Origin of the sequence: Flavobacterium sp. Leaf82, assembly GCF_001422725.1 — a bacterium.
GTDB lineage: Bacteria > Bacteroidota > Bacteroidia > Flavobacteriales > Flavobacteriaceae > Flavobacterium.
In genome coordinates, this window is sequence record NZ_LMMA01000010.1 from 1 (window position 1) to 21,298 (window position 21,298).

The window sequence follows — 21,298 nt, forward strand, 5'->3', positions numbered from 1 at the left end:
AACAAGCAGAGGAAACCCCAAATAATATTGCCGTTGTATTCGAAAACAACGAATTAAGCTATAAAGAACTAAACGAAAAAGCCAATCAACTGGCGCATTATCTTAGAGATAATTATGCTATAAAACCAAATGATTTAATAGCAATCAAGGTAGACAGAAGCGACATGATGATGGTTGCAATCTTGGGTATCCTTAAATCCGGGGCAGCATATGTGCCTATAGATATTAATTATCCGCAGGAAAGAATAGCCTATATAGAAACAAACAGTAGTAGTATTGCTGTTGTTGATGAGCAACTATTAAAAGAATTTAATGGTTTACAGGAAAATTATTCAAAAAATAATATTGACAAAATTAATACATCCCACGATTTAGCCTATGTAATTTATACATCAGGGACTACCGGTAATCCTAAAGGAGTAATGGTAGAGCATTTTAGCGTGATAAGTATTTTTGAAAATTGGAAAACGCATTATGGCTTAGATCAAATTGAAGTTAATTTATTACAACTGGCCAGTATATCATTTGATGTCTTTGTAGGAGACATTTGTCGTTCTATATTAAATGGAGGCAAAATGATCATCTGTTCAAATGATGTCAAATTGAATCCGGAGCATTTATATGAATTAATGCAAAAGCAAAAAATATCCATTTTAGAAGGGACTCCAAGTCTGTTATTACCTTTAATGGAATATATAATAGTAGAAAATAAAGATTACAGTTTCTTTAAAATATTAATTTTTGGATCAGACAGTTTTAATAATCAGGATTATAACAGCTTAAAGGATAAGCTTGGAAAAGACATAAAAATTATTAATAGTTATGGCGTTACCGAAGCTACGATAGATTCCACTTTTTATGATGATTACAAAGATGACTTAAATGGATTTACTCCAATTGGCAAACCTTTCTCTAACACGAAAATCAGAATATTAGATTCGTTTAACAACCTGGTTCCTGTTGGTGTATATGGAGAATTATTTATTGGAGGAGATGCCTTGGCAAGAGGTTATTTTAACAATGAGGATTTAACAGCGGAGAGATTTGTTAGAAATCCATTTGAAACGGACGAAAAGCTTTATAAAACCGGAGATTTGGGCAGATGGCTTCCTGATGGCAATATTGATTTTATAGGTCGCGGAGATAATCAGGTTAAGATAAGAGGATATCGAATTGAATTGGGCGAAATTGAGACTGTTTTATCAAAAAATAAAGACATCGTTTCCTGCGTTGTTTTGGCCAGAAATGATTTGTCCGGAGAGAAATGCCTTGTGGCTTATGTAGTTGGTAAAACGGAACTTAAGGTTGCAGATTTGATTTCTTATTTAAAGAATGTAGTGCCAAATTACATGATTCCTTCTTATTTTATTCAATTAGAAGCATTACCAATTACTCCAAATGGAAAAGTAGACAGAAAAGCATTGCCGGACCCTCAGGAATCAAGTATAAATTCACAGGTAGAATATGAAGCGCCTTCAAATGAAGCAGAAAATAAACTCGCTCTTATCTGGCAGGAAATATTGGGTATTGAAAAGGTAGGAATTAATGATAATTTCTTTGAACTGGGAGGGCACAGCTTAAAAGTTACAAAACTCTTATATAATATAAATAAGGAATTTGACGTAAAAATCAACTTTCAGAGTTTATTCTCGAGCATGATTTTTAGGGAACAAATAGAAATCATTGCTGCTGCACGCAAAGAAGTTTATAAAAACATACCACAAATTGCTAAACAGGCAAGCTATATTTTATCTTCATCTCAACGCAGATTATGGCTTTTAAGTCAATTTGAAGGAGGTAATAAAGCCTATAATATGCCAAGCATATTTGAGTTAAAAGGGAATTTGATTATTTCCTCACTAGAAAAAGCTTTTTTCGATTTGATTGAACGTCATGAATCATTAAGAACCGTATTTAAAGAAAATGAATACAGCGAAATAAGACAATTTGTGTTAGATTTTGAAGATCATAATTTTCAATTAAAATATGAAGAAATTAAGGAAGAATCCTCAGCAGAAAAAATAGAGCGTATTATTCAAAATGAAATAGAAGTTTCTTTTGATTTATCATCAGATTCTTTGATTCGTGCAAAAATAATTAAAACAAGTAAAGATAATTACCTTTTTGTTTGTGTAATGCATCATATAATTAGTGATGGATGGTCAGCCGAAGTAATAACAAATGAGCTTTTTACTTTGTACGACAACGAAGTGCATAAGAATCAGAATGCGCTTCCGGTGCTGAAATTGCAGTATAAGGATTATGCTGCATGGCAGCAAGAGCAATTAACAAATGATACTACAGATAAAAGTAAAGCATATTGGTTAAAACAGTTTGAAGGAGAATTACCAATATTAGACCTGCCTGTTTATCAGGTAAGACCAGCTATAAAAACGTATGCAGGAAACTCGATAAATAAAGTCTATGATGAAAAACTTCTTAAAGATTTTGGCGATTTATGCCAATTACAAGGAAGTACTTTATTTATGGGATTGGTTACAGCTGTAAAAATTTTATTGCATAAATATACCAATCAAACTGATATAATAATAGGAAGCCCAATTGCAGGAAGAGAGCATGCTGATTTACAGCATCAAATTGGATTTTATGTTAATACATTAGCATTAAGAACAAAATTTTATCCTGATTATAGCTTTTTAGATTTATTAAAAAACACGAAAAAAGTTACTCTTGGTGCTTATGAACACCAGATTTATCCTTTTGATGAATTAGTAGAAAGTCTGACAATTAAACGCGATATGAGCCGCAATCCTTTGTTTGATGTCATGGTGACGTTTCAAAATACTGATAATCTTAAAGTTAATATAGAAACCCTTGGGAATCTTGTAATTAATGATTATAAAGGAATAAAAAATGATATCAGTAAAGTTGATATTGAATTTATATTTGAAGCCACAACAGTTGGAATTCAGTTAATATTAGTTTACAACACAGATCTTTATACAGAGGCATTTGCCACAAATATTACAAATCATCTTGAAGTATTGCTGCAAAGTATTGTCACTCAGCCAAAGGTTACATTAAGAGAACTGGATTATCTTAAACAAGAAGAACTTCACAAATTGCTGCTGGATTTTAATGATACAAACGTGAGTTATTCCAGCGAACATACTTTTATCGATTTATTTGAAGAAGCTGTAAACACGTTTCCTGAAAAACAGGCCTTGAAAGATGATTTCAGATCTTTTTCATATTCTGAACTTCATAAATTATCCAATCAAATTGCAGCTTATATTACAGCCAATTTTATTGAGCAGGATAAATCGCCTATTGCAGTTTTATTAGACCGTTCGGCATATATGGTTGCGATATTATTAGGAATAATGAAAACTGGCAGAGCTTATATTCCTCTGGATCCAACATTTCCAAAAGAACGTTTAGATTTTATCGTTGCCAACAGTGGATGCAAAATACTAATTAATGAGAAGAATTATGAGCTGGAAAAAATTGAAAACTTAAAGGTAATTTCAATAGAAAGTATTTTAGAACAAACTGATCAATTAGATGGTGATCTAAAGTTAAAAGTTACTCCTGACCATACTGCTTATATTATTTACACATCAGGTTCAACCGGTAATCCTAAAGGAGTTGAAATAGGGCATAAATCATTGCTGAATTTTCTTTTAAGTATGAAAAATAAGCCGGGATTTGGTCCGGAAGACACCTTGTTTTCTGTAACCACTTACTCTTTTGACATTTCAATACTAGAGTTTTTTGCGCCTTTAATTTCTGGTTCAGGTTTATATATAGCGATTCAGGATGTATTGTCTGATCCTAATTTAATAATACAAAGGTTAAACGAAATACAACCTACCATAATACAGGCAACACCAAGTTTTTATCAACTATTGTTTAATGCTGAATGGCAGGGAAATAAAAATTTAAAAATACTTTGTGGTGGAGATTTGCTAAGTAAATCATTGACAGAAAAACTGCTTAGTAATACTTTAGAAGTTTGGAATATGTATGGACCAACTGAAACAACTATCTGGTCCAGTACGAAAAAAATCAATTTTCCGGATGAATCATCTAATATTGGCAAACCAATACAAAACACCCAGTTTTATATACTTGATTCTTTCTTAAAACCAAAACCAGTAGGAACTGTAGGTACAATATATATTGGAGGAGATGGATTAGCAAAAGGATATTATAAAAATAGTTCGCTAACGGATCAAAAATTTATTAAAAATCCATTTTCAAATGGTGGTTTTATCTATGATACAGGAGATGTAGGTAAATGGAATACCAAAGGAGAAATTGAATTTTTAGGAAGAAATGATAACCAGGTTAAAATTAGAGGTTATAGAATTGAACTTGGAGATATAGAAAGCGCCTTGTTTAAGATATCTGCGATTGATGCAGCTGTAGCTACAGTAAAAACTGACGATCAGGGTAATAAATTTTTGGTTGGCTATCTCACAAGCAAGGAAAAGCTTGATGTTACAGATCTTAAATTCAGGCTTAAAGATTTTTTACCTGATTATATGATCCCAGCCTATTTCGTACAGTTGCAAGCGATGCCTTTAACGCCTAACGGCAAAATTGACAGAGCATCATTACCAAATCCGGATAATCTTAAAATCACTTCAAGTGTTGAATACGAAGCGCCAAGGGATGAAGTAGAAACTAAATTAGTACAGATATGGTCAGAGGTATTAAATATTGAAACCATTGGTATTAATGACAATTTCTTTGAATTAGGAGGTAATAGTTTAAGTGCAACCCGATTAATTAGTTTGATTCATAAACAATTTTTAGTCAAAATTTCTATAAACGACCTGTTTAAAAACATCATTGTAGAAGAGCAGGCAATTTTAATCAGAAATATACTTTTAACAGCTACATTGGAAAATAATGAGGATATAAATGACATTGAGATCGAAACTTTTACATTGTAATTATGAGATTTTTCGGTCATGTAATCGAAATAATTTAGAAAAGAAAAAAATAAGAATTGAATGAAAAAAAAGATTTTGGTTTTATTGTTATTAATAAGCACAACATTATCAGCCCAAATAACGGAAACAGGAAAAATTAGTGGAAGAGTAGCGAATTCAGAGGGAAAATCTGTTTCTCTCGCAGAGGTAATTCTAATAGGAAAAGACTCTGTAGCGGTTAAAAGCGAACTTACAAATGAAAATGGAAATTTTACAATAGAAGTAAAACAAGGATGGTACAGGTTACAAATCAGGGAAACAAGTAAAATTGTTTTTTCTAAAAATATCGAGTTAGGTACCTTTTTAGATTTAGGCACTATAACATTAACAAGTATCAATCACTTAGAGACGGTTACAATAGTAAGCAAAAAGAAAGTGGTAGAAAGAAAGGTAGACCGATTAATATTTAATGTAGAAAATTCTATTAATGCTGCAGGAGGAGATGCTATAGACGCTCTTTCTGTTACGCCGGGCGTACGTGTGCAAAACGATAAGATAACCATTATTGGCAAAAGCACTCTGGCTGTTATGATAGACGATAAAATAGTGCAGCTTACTGAGGAAGATCTGGCAAATTATTTAAAATCGATACCGGCTGATGCTATAAAAAGTATAGAAATTTTTACCACTCCGCCTGCTAAATATGAAGCTGCAGGAAACAGTGGTTTAGTGAATATAAAATTGAAAAAAGTAAAAAAAGATTCCTGGAATGCATTAGTAGGATCAACTTATATACAACGAAAATATGCCGATGGTTCTGCCATGGGAAATTTTAATTACAATAAAAATAAATTAAGTATTTCGGCAGGAGCTAATTTCAGAGACGGAACACGATATATTGAGCAGGATGATTATGCATATTTTTCTGATGGCTTATGGTATACAAGTTCTCCGTTTAAAAAGAAATATGACATATTTAATGTGAATTTAAATCTGGATTATAAGCTTACTTCTAAATGGACCATTGGAACACAGATAATGATGAATCAAAATAAAATTAGACAGACAGATAGTCCGTATACTCCTGTTTATGATTACTCTACAAATGCAATTACCAGTTCTTTAAAGTCGGACGGAGCAGTTAAGCAAAATCCAAATATAAAATCTTTGAATCTTTATAATGAATTCAAAATTGATACGCTGGGAAGAAAGATTACTGTAAATCTTGATTATTTTAATTATGAGAACGCTGATACTAAACAATACAATGGGATTTCAGTTATTGAAAATCCTTATTCTACTCAGTATTATGCAGGGATAAACTCTAATAATCAAGATATTAGAAACTTATCCGGAAAGGTAGATGTTGATTGTCCTATAAATTGGGCAACATTAACTTTTGGAGGAAAAGTTTCCAATTCAAAAGCTAAAAATACCATTTTGGCTTTTAACAGCGGTTTAGTCGACGATCCGATCTTAGATTTTCCTTTGGCTCAAAATCAATTTCAATATACAGAAAATATCGAAGCGCTATATTTTTCAGGAAATAAGAAATTTAATGACAAATGGGAAATGCAGTTTGGATTAAGGGGAGAAGCTACACAGACAAAAACAAACTCAGCTCCTGTTAATCAATCGGTAAAGAATGATTATTTTAAAATTTTCCCAACATTTTATTTGTCTTATTCAGCCGGAGAAAATTCAACTTATACTTTAAGTTATAGTAAAAGGATTGTACGCCCTTCATTTTATGAATTAAACCCTAATGTATATTTCATAAATCCATTTCAGACTATAGAAGGTAATCCTTTCCTGCAACCCGCATTTGTTGACAACGTCGAACTGACTTATACGTACAAAAAGCTGGAAAGCAAACTTTATTATGCTTATGAGGATAATTTGTTTTTTCAAATTCCTATAGCAGATTCAAATACCAATTTCATTCGGTTTACAAATGAAAACTACATTAACAGGCAAAAAATAGGAATATCTGAAAACTATGTTTATGACAGTTTTAAATGGTGGGTAAGTACGAATGCGCTCGATGTAAATTATGCCGTTTCTAAATCAAAATTGTCATTTGCAGAAGCACAAAAGGGATTTAATTCAAGGATTTCAACGAGTAACGATTTCATACTAAACAAAAACAAATCGTTGTTACTGAACCTTAATTACTGGTATAGTTTCGAAGGAGTTGACGGAATTTATAAAAACGGGGCAATGAGTTCTACATCGCTGACTGTTCAATATTTGCTTTTGAATAAAGATTTGAAAATTTCATTAAAAGGAAACGACATATTCAGAACTCAAAAAGTAACCGGAAATTCAACGGTAAACGGAGTTTATCAAAATTTCAAATATTATTATGATACCCAATTTTTTCAATTCTCAGTTTCATACAAATTTGGAAATAAGAAAATTACAGTAAAAAAGAGAGAAACCGGAAATGAAGAAGAAAGAATAAGAACTGGAAATTAATAGCTTAAAATAATGCAGGCACTACTCAGGAAATTAAATGAATTAAATATAAAGATTGATTTAGTTGATGAAAAACTAGACATTCAGGCTCCTAAAGGAGTTATGAGCAGTGACTTATTGGAAGAAATTAAGCTTCATAAAAATAGTCTTGTAGCCTTTATTAAGTTGCATAAAGCTAAAAATGAAGCCTATGTATTTATTCCGCAGGTTCAGTTGCAGGACAGTTACATTTTATCTTCGTCGCAAAGCAGATTATGGCTTTTAAGTCAGTTTGAAGACGGTAATGCGGCTTATAATATGCCCGGTGTTTTTGAATTGAAAGGAAAAATAGATATTTTTTCCCTGCAAAATGCCTTTAATCAACTTATTGCCAGACACGAATCGTTAAGAACAGTGTTTAAAAGAGACCAAACCGGAGAGGTAAGACAATTTATCCTACAGGCTGATGCACATAAATTTAAATTGCAATTTGAAGATATAAGCACAAAAAAAGATGTTTTTGGCAGACTTGAAAACACCATCAGAGAAGAATCGGAATATGCATTTAATCTGTCTGAAGATTCTTTACTAAGAGCAAAGTTAGTACAGATTTCTGAAGATACGTATCTGTTTATTTTTGTGATGCATCATATTATAAGTGATGGGCATTCGGCAGAAATCATGACCAATGAATTATTTGCTTTATACGATTCTATAAGTCAAAAATATCAAAATCAATTACCGGCATTATCACTTCAATACAAAGATTATGCAGCCTGGCAGCAAGCAATATTAAAAAATGATGGACTAGCAATCCATAAATCATATTGGATAAAACAATTTGAAGGTGATTTGCCCATTCTTGATTTGCCCTCTTTTCAGTCAAGACCAGTTATTAAAACCTATAATGGTAAGTCTGTCAGCAGGATTTTAAATGACACTTTATCTAAAAATTTCAACACCCTTTGTCAATCAGAGTCCGCAACGCTGTTTATGGGTTTGCTGGCAGTGGTAAAAATAATATTTTTTAAATACACAAATCAGACTGATATCGTGGTTGGAAGCCCAATTAAAGGGCGGGAGAATTCAGATTTACAAAATCAAATTGGTTTTTATATTAATACGCTGGCTCTAAGAACGCAATTTGATGAAAAAGACAGTTTTGAAAACTTATTAAAAAATATAAAAAAGGTGACTCTCGATGGATATGAGCACCAAATTTATCCATTTGATGAATTAGTTGAAAACCTGTCAATAAAAAGAGATGTTGGGCGTAATCCATTATTTGATGTGATGGTTACCCTTAATGACAGGAAAAATACAAAAGAAAAGCTGCAAAGTATTAATGGACTGAGTATTCAGGAATATAAAATAGAAGAATCTGCGTTTAGCAAATTTGATTTGAGCTTTACTTTTAATGAACGTAACGATGGATTAGAGCTAATTCTTACTTACAATACCGATATTTATGCGGATGAATTCTGTAGTAGGATTTTAGATCATTTTCAGGTTTTACTTTTTAGCATTACTGCAGCTCCTAATGCCGCAATAAATACACTGAATTATTTGACTGCTCTAGAAAAACAGCAGTTAATAACGGGATTTAATACGAGTAAAACAGATTATCCAAAAGACAAAACTTTAATCGATTTATTTGAGGCACAGGCTGAAAATAAACCTAAAAATATTGCGATTGCATTTGAAGACACCAAACTTTCTTATGCAGAGCTTCATCAAAAAGCCAATAATCTGACCCATTATTTAAAAGCACAAGGAGCAGAAGCAAATTCTAACATTATTCTGTGTTTTGACAGCCATCTTGAAATGGCCATTATTGGACTTTTGGCAATATTAAAATTAGGAGCTGTATATGTACCGGTTGATCCGGATTTTCCGCTGGAACGAATTCAATATATAATTCAAGATTCAAATGCAAAATTTATCATTACTAATAGTATCGATAATCCTTTAAATGAGGATAGTACTGTTCGAAGTATTTTATTAGATAAGGAAGGCTTGGATTATAATCCTGAATCTGTAAAAAATAACACTGTACAAAGTAGTAATGCCTATTTAATATATACCTCTGGTTCTACTGGCTCTCCAAAAGGGGTAGTTGTGAATCACCAGAATATAATTGATTATCTTTTTGGATTGTCTGAGAAAATAAGAATCGAAGACAATAAATCTTTTGCTATTATGTCAACAATAGCAACAGATTTGGGAAATACGGTATTGTTTAGTTCTTTGGTTTTTGGAGGAACAATTCATCTATTTTCTAAAAATACGTTGCGTGATATCATTCATATTCAGCAATATTTTAGTGCTAATGAAATTGATTGTATTAAAATAGTTCCATCTTATTGGAAATCTCTGCAAATAAATTGTGAAGAGATGTCCCCAAAAAAAATGATTGTTTTTGGAGGTGAAGAACTTACCATTGATATTGTTAGAAAAATAAATTCAGAGAATCCAAAACTAAAAATTATTAACCATTATGGTCCAACGGAAACCACGATTGGTAAATTAATACACGAAGTAGATCCTAATTATAATTATAGCAGAATTCCTATTGGTAAAGCTTTTTCGAATACTCAAACTTATGTTGTTGATAGTAATCTTAATTTGTGCGCAACAGGAATAAAAGGGGAGCTTTTAATTGGAGGTGATGGCGTATCTAATGGTTATTGGAATAATACTGTATTATCTCAAGAAAAATTTATTACAGATACTTTCCTCAACAATGGCGGTAAACTCTATAAAACCGGCGACTTAGTAATATTACAAAAAGACGGAACGATCGAGTTTAAAGGCAGAATCGATCATCAGGTAAAAATATTAGGACATCGTATAGAACTAAGCGAGATAGAAAAAATTCTCAATAAGTTTAAAAGTGTTAAGTCCAGTATTGCAACGGTTTGGCAAACAGAAAACGAAAGAAAAAGAATAGCTGCATACGTTGTTTATGAAAAAGAAGAATTGCCTCATAATGAAATTATGACACATTTAAGGCAGTTTTTACCAAGCTATATGATTCCGTCAGTTTTGGTTAAAATTGATGAAGTTCCTTTTACTTCAAATGGAAAAATCAATTATAAAATATTACCTGAAATTACAAAGGATCACATAGTACAAAACGAATACAAAGAACCTGCAACTGATACTGAAAGAAAATTACAGGCAATCTGGCAGGAAGTTCTGGTACATGACAGAATAAGTATTACAGATAATTTTTTTGAATTAGGCGGACATAGTTTACTTGTTGCTCAGGTAATTAACAGCGCAAATAAAGTAATAGGCAAAAACATTTCATTCAAAAACTTTTTTTCAAATCCAACAATTGAAGAATTAGCTCTGATTATAGAACAGGATTCTGTTGACGTAATGGACCAGATAGCTGTTACTACAAACAAATTTATTGAGGGAGAGGCATGTTTATTATCTAATAACCAAAAGCGTCTTTGGATTGTAAATCAGAATAATCAAATATCGAATGCCTATAATGTAACAACAGGCTTATTATTTGAAGGAAATTTTGATGTAGTTTGTTTTATTGAAGCTTATAAAAATATAATTCAGCGTCATGAAAGTTTTAGAACGCAGTTTATTTTTAATGAAAACGAACCTGTACAATATGTTCTCGAAAACGTTAATGCAAATGTAGAAATTGAGAGATATGATTTTCTTTTATCTGAGGACGAGCTTGTTGAGAAAATAAATTTCGAAAACAAATTTATTTTTGATATAAGATCAGCACCTCTTTCAAAACTGAAAATAATAAAAATGCAGGATAATAATCATTTTGTTATTATTTCTATGCACCATTTAATCAGTGATGGCTGGTCTATGGATTTATTAATTGAGGAATGGATTGAAACTTATAGTGCATTAATAGAAAACAGAACTCCGTATTTACCAGAACAGCATTTTACTTATAGAGATTTTTCGATATGGCAGCACAAATATCTTGAAAGTACAAAATACAAGGAAACTGTTTCGTATTGGAAAAACAGACTAAATAAGGAGATTTCATATTTGTACTTATCCAAAAATAATGCAGATGAGAAAAATCCGGTAAATGATGAAGCAGGGTTAGTTTCGTTTCAAATTGACAATTTTGTATATCAAGGTTTAAGAGAAATAGCAGGCGAATATAAAGTATCGATGTTTTCATTGCTGCTAACCGGTTTTAGTGTTTTATTATATCATGTTACAAATCAAAACGATATAATATTAGGCACTTCTACAGCTGGCAGAACAAGAAAAGAATTCGAATCTATTATTGGTTTTTTTATTAATACGCTGCCTATCAGGATTACGATCGAATCAACAGACCGTTTTATTGACTTATTGCTGAAGTCAAACCAGGGAATTTTGCAGGATATTGATAATCAAGATATTTCATTAGATGAAATTATCAAAAATTCCAACACTTCAAACAAAGGTTCGGATGCATTATTTCAGGGGCGTTTTGTATTTAATGAAGATTCTAGGAGTTCAATTAATGCTGTTGAAAGGTTGAAAATTGATAAAATTGAACGAATTGAGGTTACGGAGCTAGATGCAAAATTCAATTTTAGTTTGATAATTACAGCTGCCCACAATTCTATTTCCGGATCTTTTGAATATAAAAAGCAACTTTATGATAAAGATTATATCGAATTACTTATCGATAATTACAATGTTTTATTGCGTAAAATAATAACAGATTATAAACAGGAAGTTTCTTCATTGAATTTATTTACAGATAGTTATTCTAAATATTTAAAAAATAAAAATAAAAACAATACTAATAAGGTATTTGAAAACTTTATGAATTTTAGTAAAAAATAATTAAAAAACATATATAAAATTTTGTTTTCAAAATCAAAAAATACCAAGCCTAAATAAAACTTATTATGAGAAATAATTTTCAGGATTTATTAAAATCAAAACCAAGAAATTTAAATTCAGTTCAAAATGCACCTGATGATGTAAACTTGGATATTATAGGTAATGAATTTACAAAAATTAGAGTAATTAGCCCAAATGACAGTAGATTGAATCTAAAAGAATGGATTCAGAACAATACTGATTTTGTCAACTCACTTTTTGAAAAAGACAGGATTTTGTTATTTAAAGGTTTCAAAGGTTTTTCGCAAAAAACAGATTTATCAGAGGTTGTTGATCTGACCTCAAAAGGTACGGCATTAACTTACACAGAACCTTCTACACCACGAACGAAAGTAAACGACCAGATATATACTTCGACAGAATATCCTAAAGAGCAAAGAATAGCGCAGCATAATGAACATTCTTATTCTGATTTCTGGCCTAAAAAAGTATTTTTTTACTGTGAAAAACCGTCCAGAATAGGAGGTCATACACCCATTGCAGACAGTCGTTCTGTATATCAATTAATTCCGCAGGAAATCACAAAAAAATTCGAATCAAGGGGCGGCGTTATGTACGTTAGGAATTTTAGTGATGAAATGGATATTAACTGGCCCACTTTTTTTGATACCACAGATAAAAGTAAAGTCGAGGAATACTGCAAAAAAAAGAATATAAAATTGCAATGGGGAGAAGATAATAAGCTTCGAATTTTTCAAATTTCCCAAGCCATATTACATGATAAAGAAAAGAACGTTAAAAACTGGTTTAATCAGGCGCACTTGTTTCATTATTCAAACTTAAGCGAGGAAATTTCAGAATATCTGATTCAGACTTACGGTGTTGAGCATTTACCAAGAAATACATATTATGCTGATGGATCTGAAATTGAAGTTGACGATTTAAATGAAATTCGTAAAGCTTATGAAAAAGCGATGTTTCGATTTGATTGGGAAGAGGGAGATTTGGTTGTTATCGATAATGTGCATTTTACGCATGGACGTGATTCGTACGATGGCGACAGAAGCATATTGGTAGCCATGTCTGAAGAAGATTCGATTGAAAATTATTTAGAAAAAAATCAGGAAAATAATACCAGAGATGCTAAAGCAGCTCCTACAACCAAAAGTGTAAATACAACCAGAAAAAATACGGGGGAGTTCTTTTTTAAAGATCCTGTTTTTGAGAATAGTACTGAAATGTTAAAATATAAACTGGCTCTTTCATGCCGATTATTAAGGCTTTTGGATCTTGACGAAGGCAGTATAAGCGGACATGTGAGCATGAGGGTTCCGGGTGCTGAGAATTTGTTTTGGGTTAATCCGTTTGGAGTATTATTTGAACACGTTACGCCCGATAATTTAATATTAGTAAATGAAAGCGGGGATATTATCGAAGGTGATTATCCTATTAATGTGGCTGGTTTTTGTATTCATTCAACGATACATAAAATGTATCCGGAAGTTAATTGCGTTGTTCACACGCATTCTCCTTGGGGAACTTTGTTTTCGGCTTTTCAGGATCCTAAAGTATTACCGATAGATCAGAATAGCTGTATGTTTTTTGAGAATCATATCGTGTTTGATCAGTTTGAAGGTCCTGTAAATAGTTTAGAAAGCGCAGACAATCTGGCTAAAGCCCTTAACGGTAATAACGTAGCTATTTTATCTAATCACGGAAGTATTACTTGCGGAGAAGACATAGAAACTGCTTTGATGTATACAGTTTGTCTGGAAAGAGCCATGAGATTAAATTTTAAGGCAAAATCTTTTAAAGACGAATTAAAACTGGTAGAACCGGAAATTGCCAGAAAAACAAAAGAATGGATTTCTAATCCTCTGGGATTTAAAATTGAGTTTGATGCACTGGCTAAAAAAGCAGAACAATTTTACCCGGATCTTTTAAAATATTACCCTAAAAATAAATAGCATTATGTCTTTAGAAAAAAATAGTTATTATAGCTTATCTCCGCAACAAAACTTTATTTATTTTAATAGTTTAAAATGTTTCGATACAACAAACAGAATTGTATTGGAAATTAAAAACAGTAGCTTAAATAATTTTATTGAAAGCATCAGTTCTATTGTGAAAAATGAGGTTGTTCTTAAAATGGATCTTACCTTTTTGGATGCGAACAATTCTCCTTGTATAAAACTTAATGAAAATGCCCAGTTTACAATAAAACAAGAAACAGATGAATTAACCAAAATTGAACAGGAATATGATTTATCTTCTGAAAAAATCAATCTTAAAGTCTATATACAGCAAATAGATGAAAATGTATCTGAGATAGTTTTAGAATCTTCTGCTTTTTATTCCGATATATGGAGTTTGTTATTACTTGCAGATAAGACCATGAATAATATCAAAGGGAATACTGAAGAAGAATCCCCTATTGATTATTTGCAGTTCTCAGAGTGGAAAAACCAATTATTAATATCTGACGATGCCGGAGAAAGCATAAGCTATTGGAGTAATAAAATTAAAAACAGCAAAAAACTAAAGAATAATTTTGAATTTAATTCTGAAAGTACTTCTGTTTCAAAAGTTTATGATGTTGTTAATCCAGATTTAATTGCAAAGCTAAATTCAGGTTCAGTTAACAAAGAGTTGTGTCTTTTGTCTGCGTGGTATTTAATGTTATCACGTTTATCTTCAGATAAAGACGAACCAGGTACTATAGGATATATTCATAACGGAAGAAGTTTTGAACAGCTGTTCAATAATATGGGAGCATTTTCATTTGAAGTTCCTTTTCAAATTGATTATAAGGATAATAACCCGTCAATTTCTGAATATTTAAATAGTGTAGAAAATGAATTAAATCTTATAAATACACACAAAGAATATCTACAAATAGACAAAGATTATTATGCTTATAGTGCAGATGTGCTTTCATATCAGTTTGAATATATCGATCACGAACTTTTTTGTAAGTCAGACGAAATCGAGTTAAAAGAAGTTTCTGTTTTTGATCAGCCTTTAAAACTCAGAATGCAGATTCATAATAGTGGTGATACTATTAAGACGATTTTGTTTTTTAATGAAAAATCATTTCAACAAGATGAAGCAGCTTACTTATTGCAATTATGGATGGGGTATTGCGAACAAATTATTGATAATCTAAAAGCTGGGAAAATAAATGATATATTTTATAGCAAACAGGTTGAATTATCAAATAAAATAGTTGTTGACGAAAACTCTGTATTAGATTTATTTGAGGCTCAAGTTAAAAATAATCCTGATAAATATGCCGTTGTAGATAGTTTAAATTCAATTACCTACAAAGAATTAGACAAACAGTCGACTTTGCTTGCCGCTTATTTGTCAGGAAAAGGCGTTGATAAAAATTCTAAAATTGGTATTTTAAATGATTCAGATCATCATTTAATGGTGGCAATGCTTTCTGTTTTAAAACTGGGAGCAGCTTATATTCCAATTGATCCTAATGATAGCAGGATCAGAATAAATCACATTGTTTTAGATTCAGGTACAAAGTTTATAATCAGTAAAAGCAAATTCAATTATTTATTTGCAGATATTAAAAATTGCATTCCTGTTTTTCTGGATGAAATCGTTATTGATGATACTTTGCAAAATAATAATTTTCAAAAAAGAGTACCACACGATATCAGTTATATCATCTACACATCTGGTACAACAGGTAAATCTAAGGGAGTTTGTATTAAAGACAGTTCATTGGTAAACTATGTGAAATGGCTTCGTGACGATCTTAAGATCAGTGAAAAAGATTCTTCTGTATTATTGTCTTCCTATGCTTTCGATCTTGGTTATACAACCATTTGGGGAACCATATTGTTAGGTGGTACATTGCATTTTGTAGACAGAGAACTAATTTATCAAACAGATGTAATCATAGATTATATTTTAGATAATGGCATCACTTATATAAAAACTACACCATCTTATTTTAATGTTTTAAATAATTCTTATAATCTTTCAAAGATTACAGACTCAAATCTTAGTTTGGTATTATTGGGCGGCGAAAAAATAAATGCCAGAGATGTTGTTTCTTTTAGCAATACCAAACCCGGAGTTCAATTTGTAAATCATTATGGTCCAACAGAAACGACTATTGGCTGTATCGCGCATAAAATTGATATAACAAAAATAGACAGCTATAAAGAAAGACCGGTTATTGGTAAACCGCTGACAAACAATTTTGCTGTCATTTTAAACAGTGAAGGTGTAGAAGCTGAATTTGGTGTAACGGGAGAAATTTATATTGGTGGATCCGGATTAGCTTATGGTTACCTTAATCAGCCGGAATTAACCAGTACAAAATTTACAGAACATGCTATGTACGGAAGAATTTATGCTACAGGCGATTTAGGAATTAAATTTTTAAATGATGAGATACTATTCTTAGGAAGAAATGATAATCAGGTTAAAATTCGTGGATACAGAGTTGAATTAGATGAAATAAAAAGTGTACTGGAAAGTATACAACAGTTTGATCATACGATAATTACAACTACAAAAGAAAGCAGTGATGTCGAGATTATGGCATACGTAGTTTCTAAAGACACTATAGACGAAGCGGTCCTGAAAAAACAACTCGAAGATCGTTTGCCAAACTATATGATTCCGTCGGCAATTATTCAGCTGGATAAAATTCCGATGACTAATAATAATAAAATCGATTACAAAAAATTACCATTAAAAAGTGTCGTGCAAGATTATTCAGATGCTTCTTGCAGTCCAACAGAAGCGAAAGTAATTTCTTTATGGAAAGAAATTCTGCAAACCGAAAAAGTAGGTTTGCATGATGACTTTTTTGCTTTGGGAGGTCATAGTTTAAAAGGAATTCAATTTTTAAACAGAGTTCATAAAGAATTCCATATTCGACTAAGTCTGAAAGAAATATATGAATTTCCAACTCCAAAAGAATTTGCAACACTTTTAAAAATTGAAAATGAAATTGGTTTTGACGAAATAGAACTTGTTCAGATTCAGGAAAACTATCATGTTTCTAATGCTCAAAAAAGATTTTGGTTAACCTCGCAACGAAAAGAAAGCAGAAATTTATACAATGTTCCGTTGCGATTTAAAATTACCGGACCACTTGATACTAATATACTTGAAAATGCATTTTTAAAAATAATCGAAAGACATGAATCGCTTCGTACAGTATTTAAGTTTAAAAATGGAGAACTAAAACAATATATTTTAAGCCCTGAACAATTAAATTTTGATATTGAAGTATTAAAAAATATCGGCGATATTGATGCTGTTATTAACGAAGAAAACATAAAACATTTTGATTTAGAGAATGAGATTGGTATAAGAGCAAAACTTCTTGAACTTAATAATCAAGAACATATAATGCTTTTAACCTTGCACCATATTGTAAGTGACGGATGGTCGAGAGAAATTATAAACCGTGAAATCCCTGTTTTCTACAATGCAATTCTAAACAATAGAGAGCATAATCTGCCTGCATTGAAAATACAATACAAAGATTTTGTTTACTGGCATGAAAAAAATTGTGAAAAGCAGGAGCCATTTTGGCAAAACTTCTTTGATAACGATATACAGCCTTTAGATTTTCCTTTGGATTTTGCCAGAATTAATAAGATAACTTATGAGGGTAATAGCATTCATAAAGTCCTAAAAGGAGAAAAATTAAATAAGCTGAGAACAAATCTGGAACTCTTAAATATCAATGTAAATGATTATTTTATTGGAATTTATGGATTGTTGATCAGTTTTTATGCCAAGCAAGATGAATTTATTATAGGAACAATTGTTTCAGGAAGAAATCATGTTGATATAGAAAATCTGATAGGTGTATTTATAAATTACTTACCACTAAAAATTAAGGCTAACTCAAATTCTACATTAAAAGAATATTTGGAGGAGTTACATGATAATATTCTTAAAGGGTATGATAATCAGGATTATCCTTTTGATTTAATGGTCGAAAATTTCTACAAACATTCTAATTTGTACAGAAATCCAATTTTTGATACCATGATTATCTTTCATAACGATGAAAATAATGCTTCAAAAGTGATGCTATCAGATGATGTGGAAATAGAAGGATATAATAATGATTTAGACAGGGATGTTTCTAAGTTAGATTTTAAAGTGGACATCACGACGAAACAGGATGAAATTATTATTCATGGAGAATATAATAAAGCTTTGTTTACAAGTGAAACCATGAATCTGTTTATGGAACAATTTGAAAATTTACTGGTTGATATAAACGATAAGCATGATTTTACTTTACAGGATATTGGTCAAAATATTATTGTAAATGAACCAAAAATATTTGCAAATGATGATTCAGTTACAGAGAAATCCAATTTGATATCTGAGGTTGAAAATGCTTCAAAAGAAACCACAATTAAAATCATTTCCTCTTTTGTAATCGAACCTGTAAAGCAATCGTTACATTACTTTTTTGATGAATTTAATATTGATGCTACCGTCGAATTTGGCGATTATAATCAGGTATTTCAGGAGCTTACTTCGCTTAATTCAATTAAGGATAAAAGCATTTTAATCTGTAACAGATTTGAAGATTATTTGAACAGCAGTATTTCGGTAGAAGAAAATATAGAATCATTACAGCATTTAAAAAATAATTTCATCGAAATATTAAAGAATACACCAATTTCTAATGTTAAAATCATTGGTATATTTCCTTGCGATAATCATTTAATAACAGACATTGAAATAAAATCTTTAATTGATACGCTGAACAATGAAATGATAAGTGAATTAAAATCTATTACTAATGTTTATTGTATTGATTTTAGAAATATTGAGCAAAGTTTTCCAGACATACAAATTTTTGATAATTACAGGTATTCACTTGGATTTATACCATTTACAGATGAGTTCTTTTATGGAATGTCTTTCCAGATAAGCAGATTTTTCCTTGCTCTAAAAAACAGAATACCTTCAAAAGTTATCGCATTAGATTGTGACAATACTTTATGGAAAGGCGTTTGTGGTGAATCAGAAACAGAAGATTTAGTTATTTCTGATGGAATGAGTAAATTTCAGGAGTTCCTGGTTCAAAAACACAATGAAGGCTTTTTGATTGTTTTAGTAAGTAAAAACAATGAAGAAGATGTATTTAGGGTTTTTGAAAACCATCCCGATATGATCTTAAGAAAAGAACATTTGGTGGCGTGGAGAATAAACTGGAAAAACAAAAGCGATAATATCGTTGAACTTGCCGCAGATCTTAGTTTAAATATAAATAGTTTTATTTTTATTGATGACAATCCTTGGGAATGTCAGCAAATGATGATTGCCGCTCCGGAAGTTATTACGCTGTTGTTACCTGAAAAAGAGGATAATATTATTAATTTTTTAAGCAGGGTAACTGCTTTTGATAAAATTGATTTGTCTGCGGAAGATTTTGAAAGAAATCAAATGTATAAAACAAACCTGGTTAGGGAAGAGTTGAGTAAAACAGTTCCTCTAGAGGATTTTTTAAACGGATTAGATATTAAAGTTAGTTTTAATCTATTAAAAGAAAGCGAAATTGACAGAGTTTTTCAATTGATAAACAGAACAAACCAGTTTATTCTAAACGATCAGAGAAAAACACTTGACAAAGTACTAGAATGCTATTTGGCAAAAAACTGTTATGTAATACAGGTTACAGATAAGTTTGGACGTTACGGACTTACTGGAGTTGTTATTTTTAATAAAGAGAATAATGTTTTAAATATTGAGACTCTAAGCTTAAGCTGTAGAATTTTAGGTAAAAAAATAGAATTTGCTATAATAGATTGCCTGAAAAAATTAAGCGCAGAATTTAATCTTGGTGAAATATACCTGAACTACAAAGAGACAGAACGAAATAAATCTTTTCATGAATTTATAGAAAATAATAAGGAGTTGTTTAAAATAGACTCTTTTGATTCTCAAGATATAATTAAGGTTCAGGAGAATTATTTATTACCAACAGATCATATTACACTATTCTACAATGAGGATTTTGTTGCTGAGAAAGAAAAAAATAAATTTCACTTTCATCATACAGGTCTTGCTGTAAATAATATTAAAGAAAGTCTGGAATATTTTGAGAATTTAGGGTATATTTTTGGGGAAATCGTATTTGACCCAATTCAAAACTGCTATTTAACAATAGGTAAACATGACAGCTTTAATGATATTGAATTAGTAGAAGGCAAAGAAAAAAGTATGGTTGACCAGATTATTCCGGATGAAAAAGGAATACCATATCACCTTTGCTTTAAAGTGAACAGTTTTGATGAAACGTTAACTTATTTTAATACAAACGACTTTGCTTTTGATGTTATTAAGCAGCCGGAACCTGCCATTTTATTTGATAATAAAAAAGTCATGTTTATTTACGAAAATAGCATTGGACTTATTGAATTACTCCAGGACAGTGATCCGGAAACGCTTTCTGTAAAACATACAAAACCATCTATAAGTATTTTAACTTCAGATACTCATAAAGCAGCCGGATCGTTATCAAAAATTGGATTTTCGAAAAAAATTAAAAATGATCTGATTGTGAATGAAAATGACGTTTGCACCATACAGCTTATTAAAAAAACAGAAGAAAATTCAGGAGTAAAGTTTGATCTTAATTTTAATGAATCTGATGAAGTTATTTCTGAAATTGAGCACGATAGAAGCGAAGTTAACAGCAGTTGGGATTGGATTGATTATACTGTAAATAAAGAAAATTTACTAAGTGATCATGTTTATTCAGGGTTAAGATTATCTGATATATCCAATTTCAGAGCGATCAACAGTCCATCTTATATTTCTGATTTTGACGCTAATAATTCAGACTTACAAAACACCATTTTAAGTATTTATAAAGATATACTTAAACAGGAAAAAGTAAGCTTAGATGATGATTTCTTTCAAATTGGAGGGAACTCGCTTATGGCAACACAAATTCTTTCAAGATTGTATTACCACCACTCTTTTGAGATAAGTCTGGCTGATTTTTTTGAAAACAGTTCGGTTAGAAAATTATCTTTTTTAATTGAAACAGATATACCACAGGATTATTTATCTGATGAAATAGTTATTTAACAAGG

General features: G+C 31.0%; 5 protein-coding genes. All 5 read left to right on the plus strand.

Annotation, left to right across the window (positions count from 1 at the left end):
• Window positions 1-4,922: non-ribosomal peptide synthetase (locus tag ASF10_RS08260; protein ID WP_117611361.1), on the plus strand; the 4,922-nt coding region annotated here is incomplete at its 5' end.
• A gap of 60 nt (window positions 4,923-4,982) precedes the next feature.
• Entirely contained in the window at window positions 4,983-7,379 is a 2,397-nt protein-coding gene (locus tag ASF10_RS08265) for an outer membrane beta-barrel family protein (protein WP_056247576.1), read from the plus strand.
• Between the two features lie 12 nt (window positions 7,380-7,391).
• A complete protein-coding gene (locus ASF10_RS08270; protein WP_056247577.1) occupies window positions 7,392-12,191 on the plus strand; it encodes a non-ribosomal peptide synthetase in 4,800 nt (1,599 codons plus the stop codon).
• Window positions 12,192-12,256: 65 nt separating this feature from the next.
• Window positions 12,257-14,158 carry a class II aldolase/adducin family protein gene (locus ASF10_RS08275; RefSeq protein WP_056247579.1) on the plus strand — a complete coding sequence of 634 codons (1,902 nt, stop codon included), beginning with the start codon at window positions 12,257-12,259 and terminating at the stop codon, window positions 14,156-14,158.
• 4 nt (window positions 14,159-14,162) lie between these two features.
• On the plus strand, window positions 14,163-21,293 hold the full coding sequence (locus ASF10_RS08280) for a non-ribosomal peptide synthetase (RefSeq protein ID WP_056247580.1): 7,131 nt from the start codon (window positions 14,163-14,165) through the stop codon (window positions 21,291-21,293).
• The last annotated feature ends 5 nt before the right edge of the window (window positions 21,294-21,298 follow it).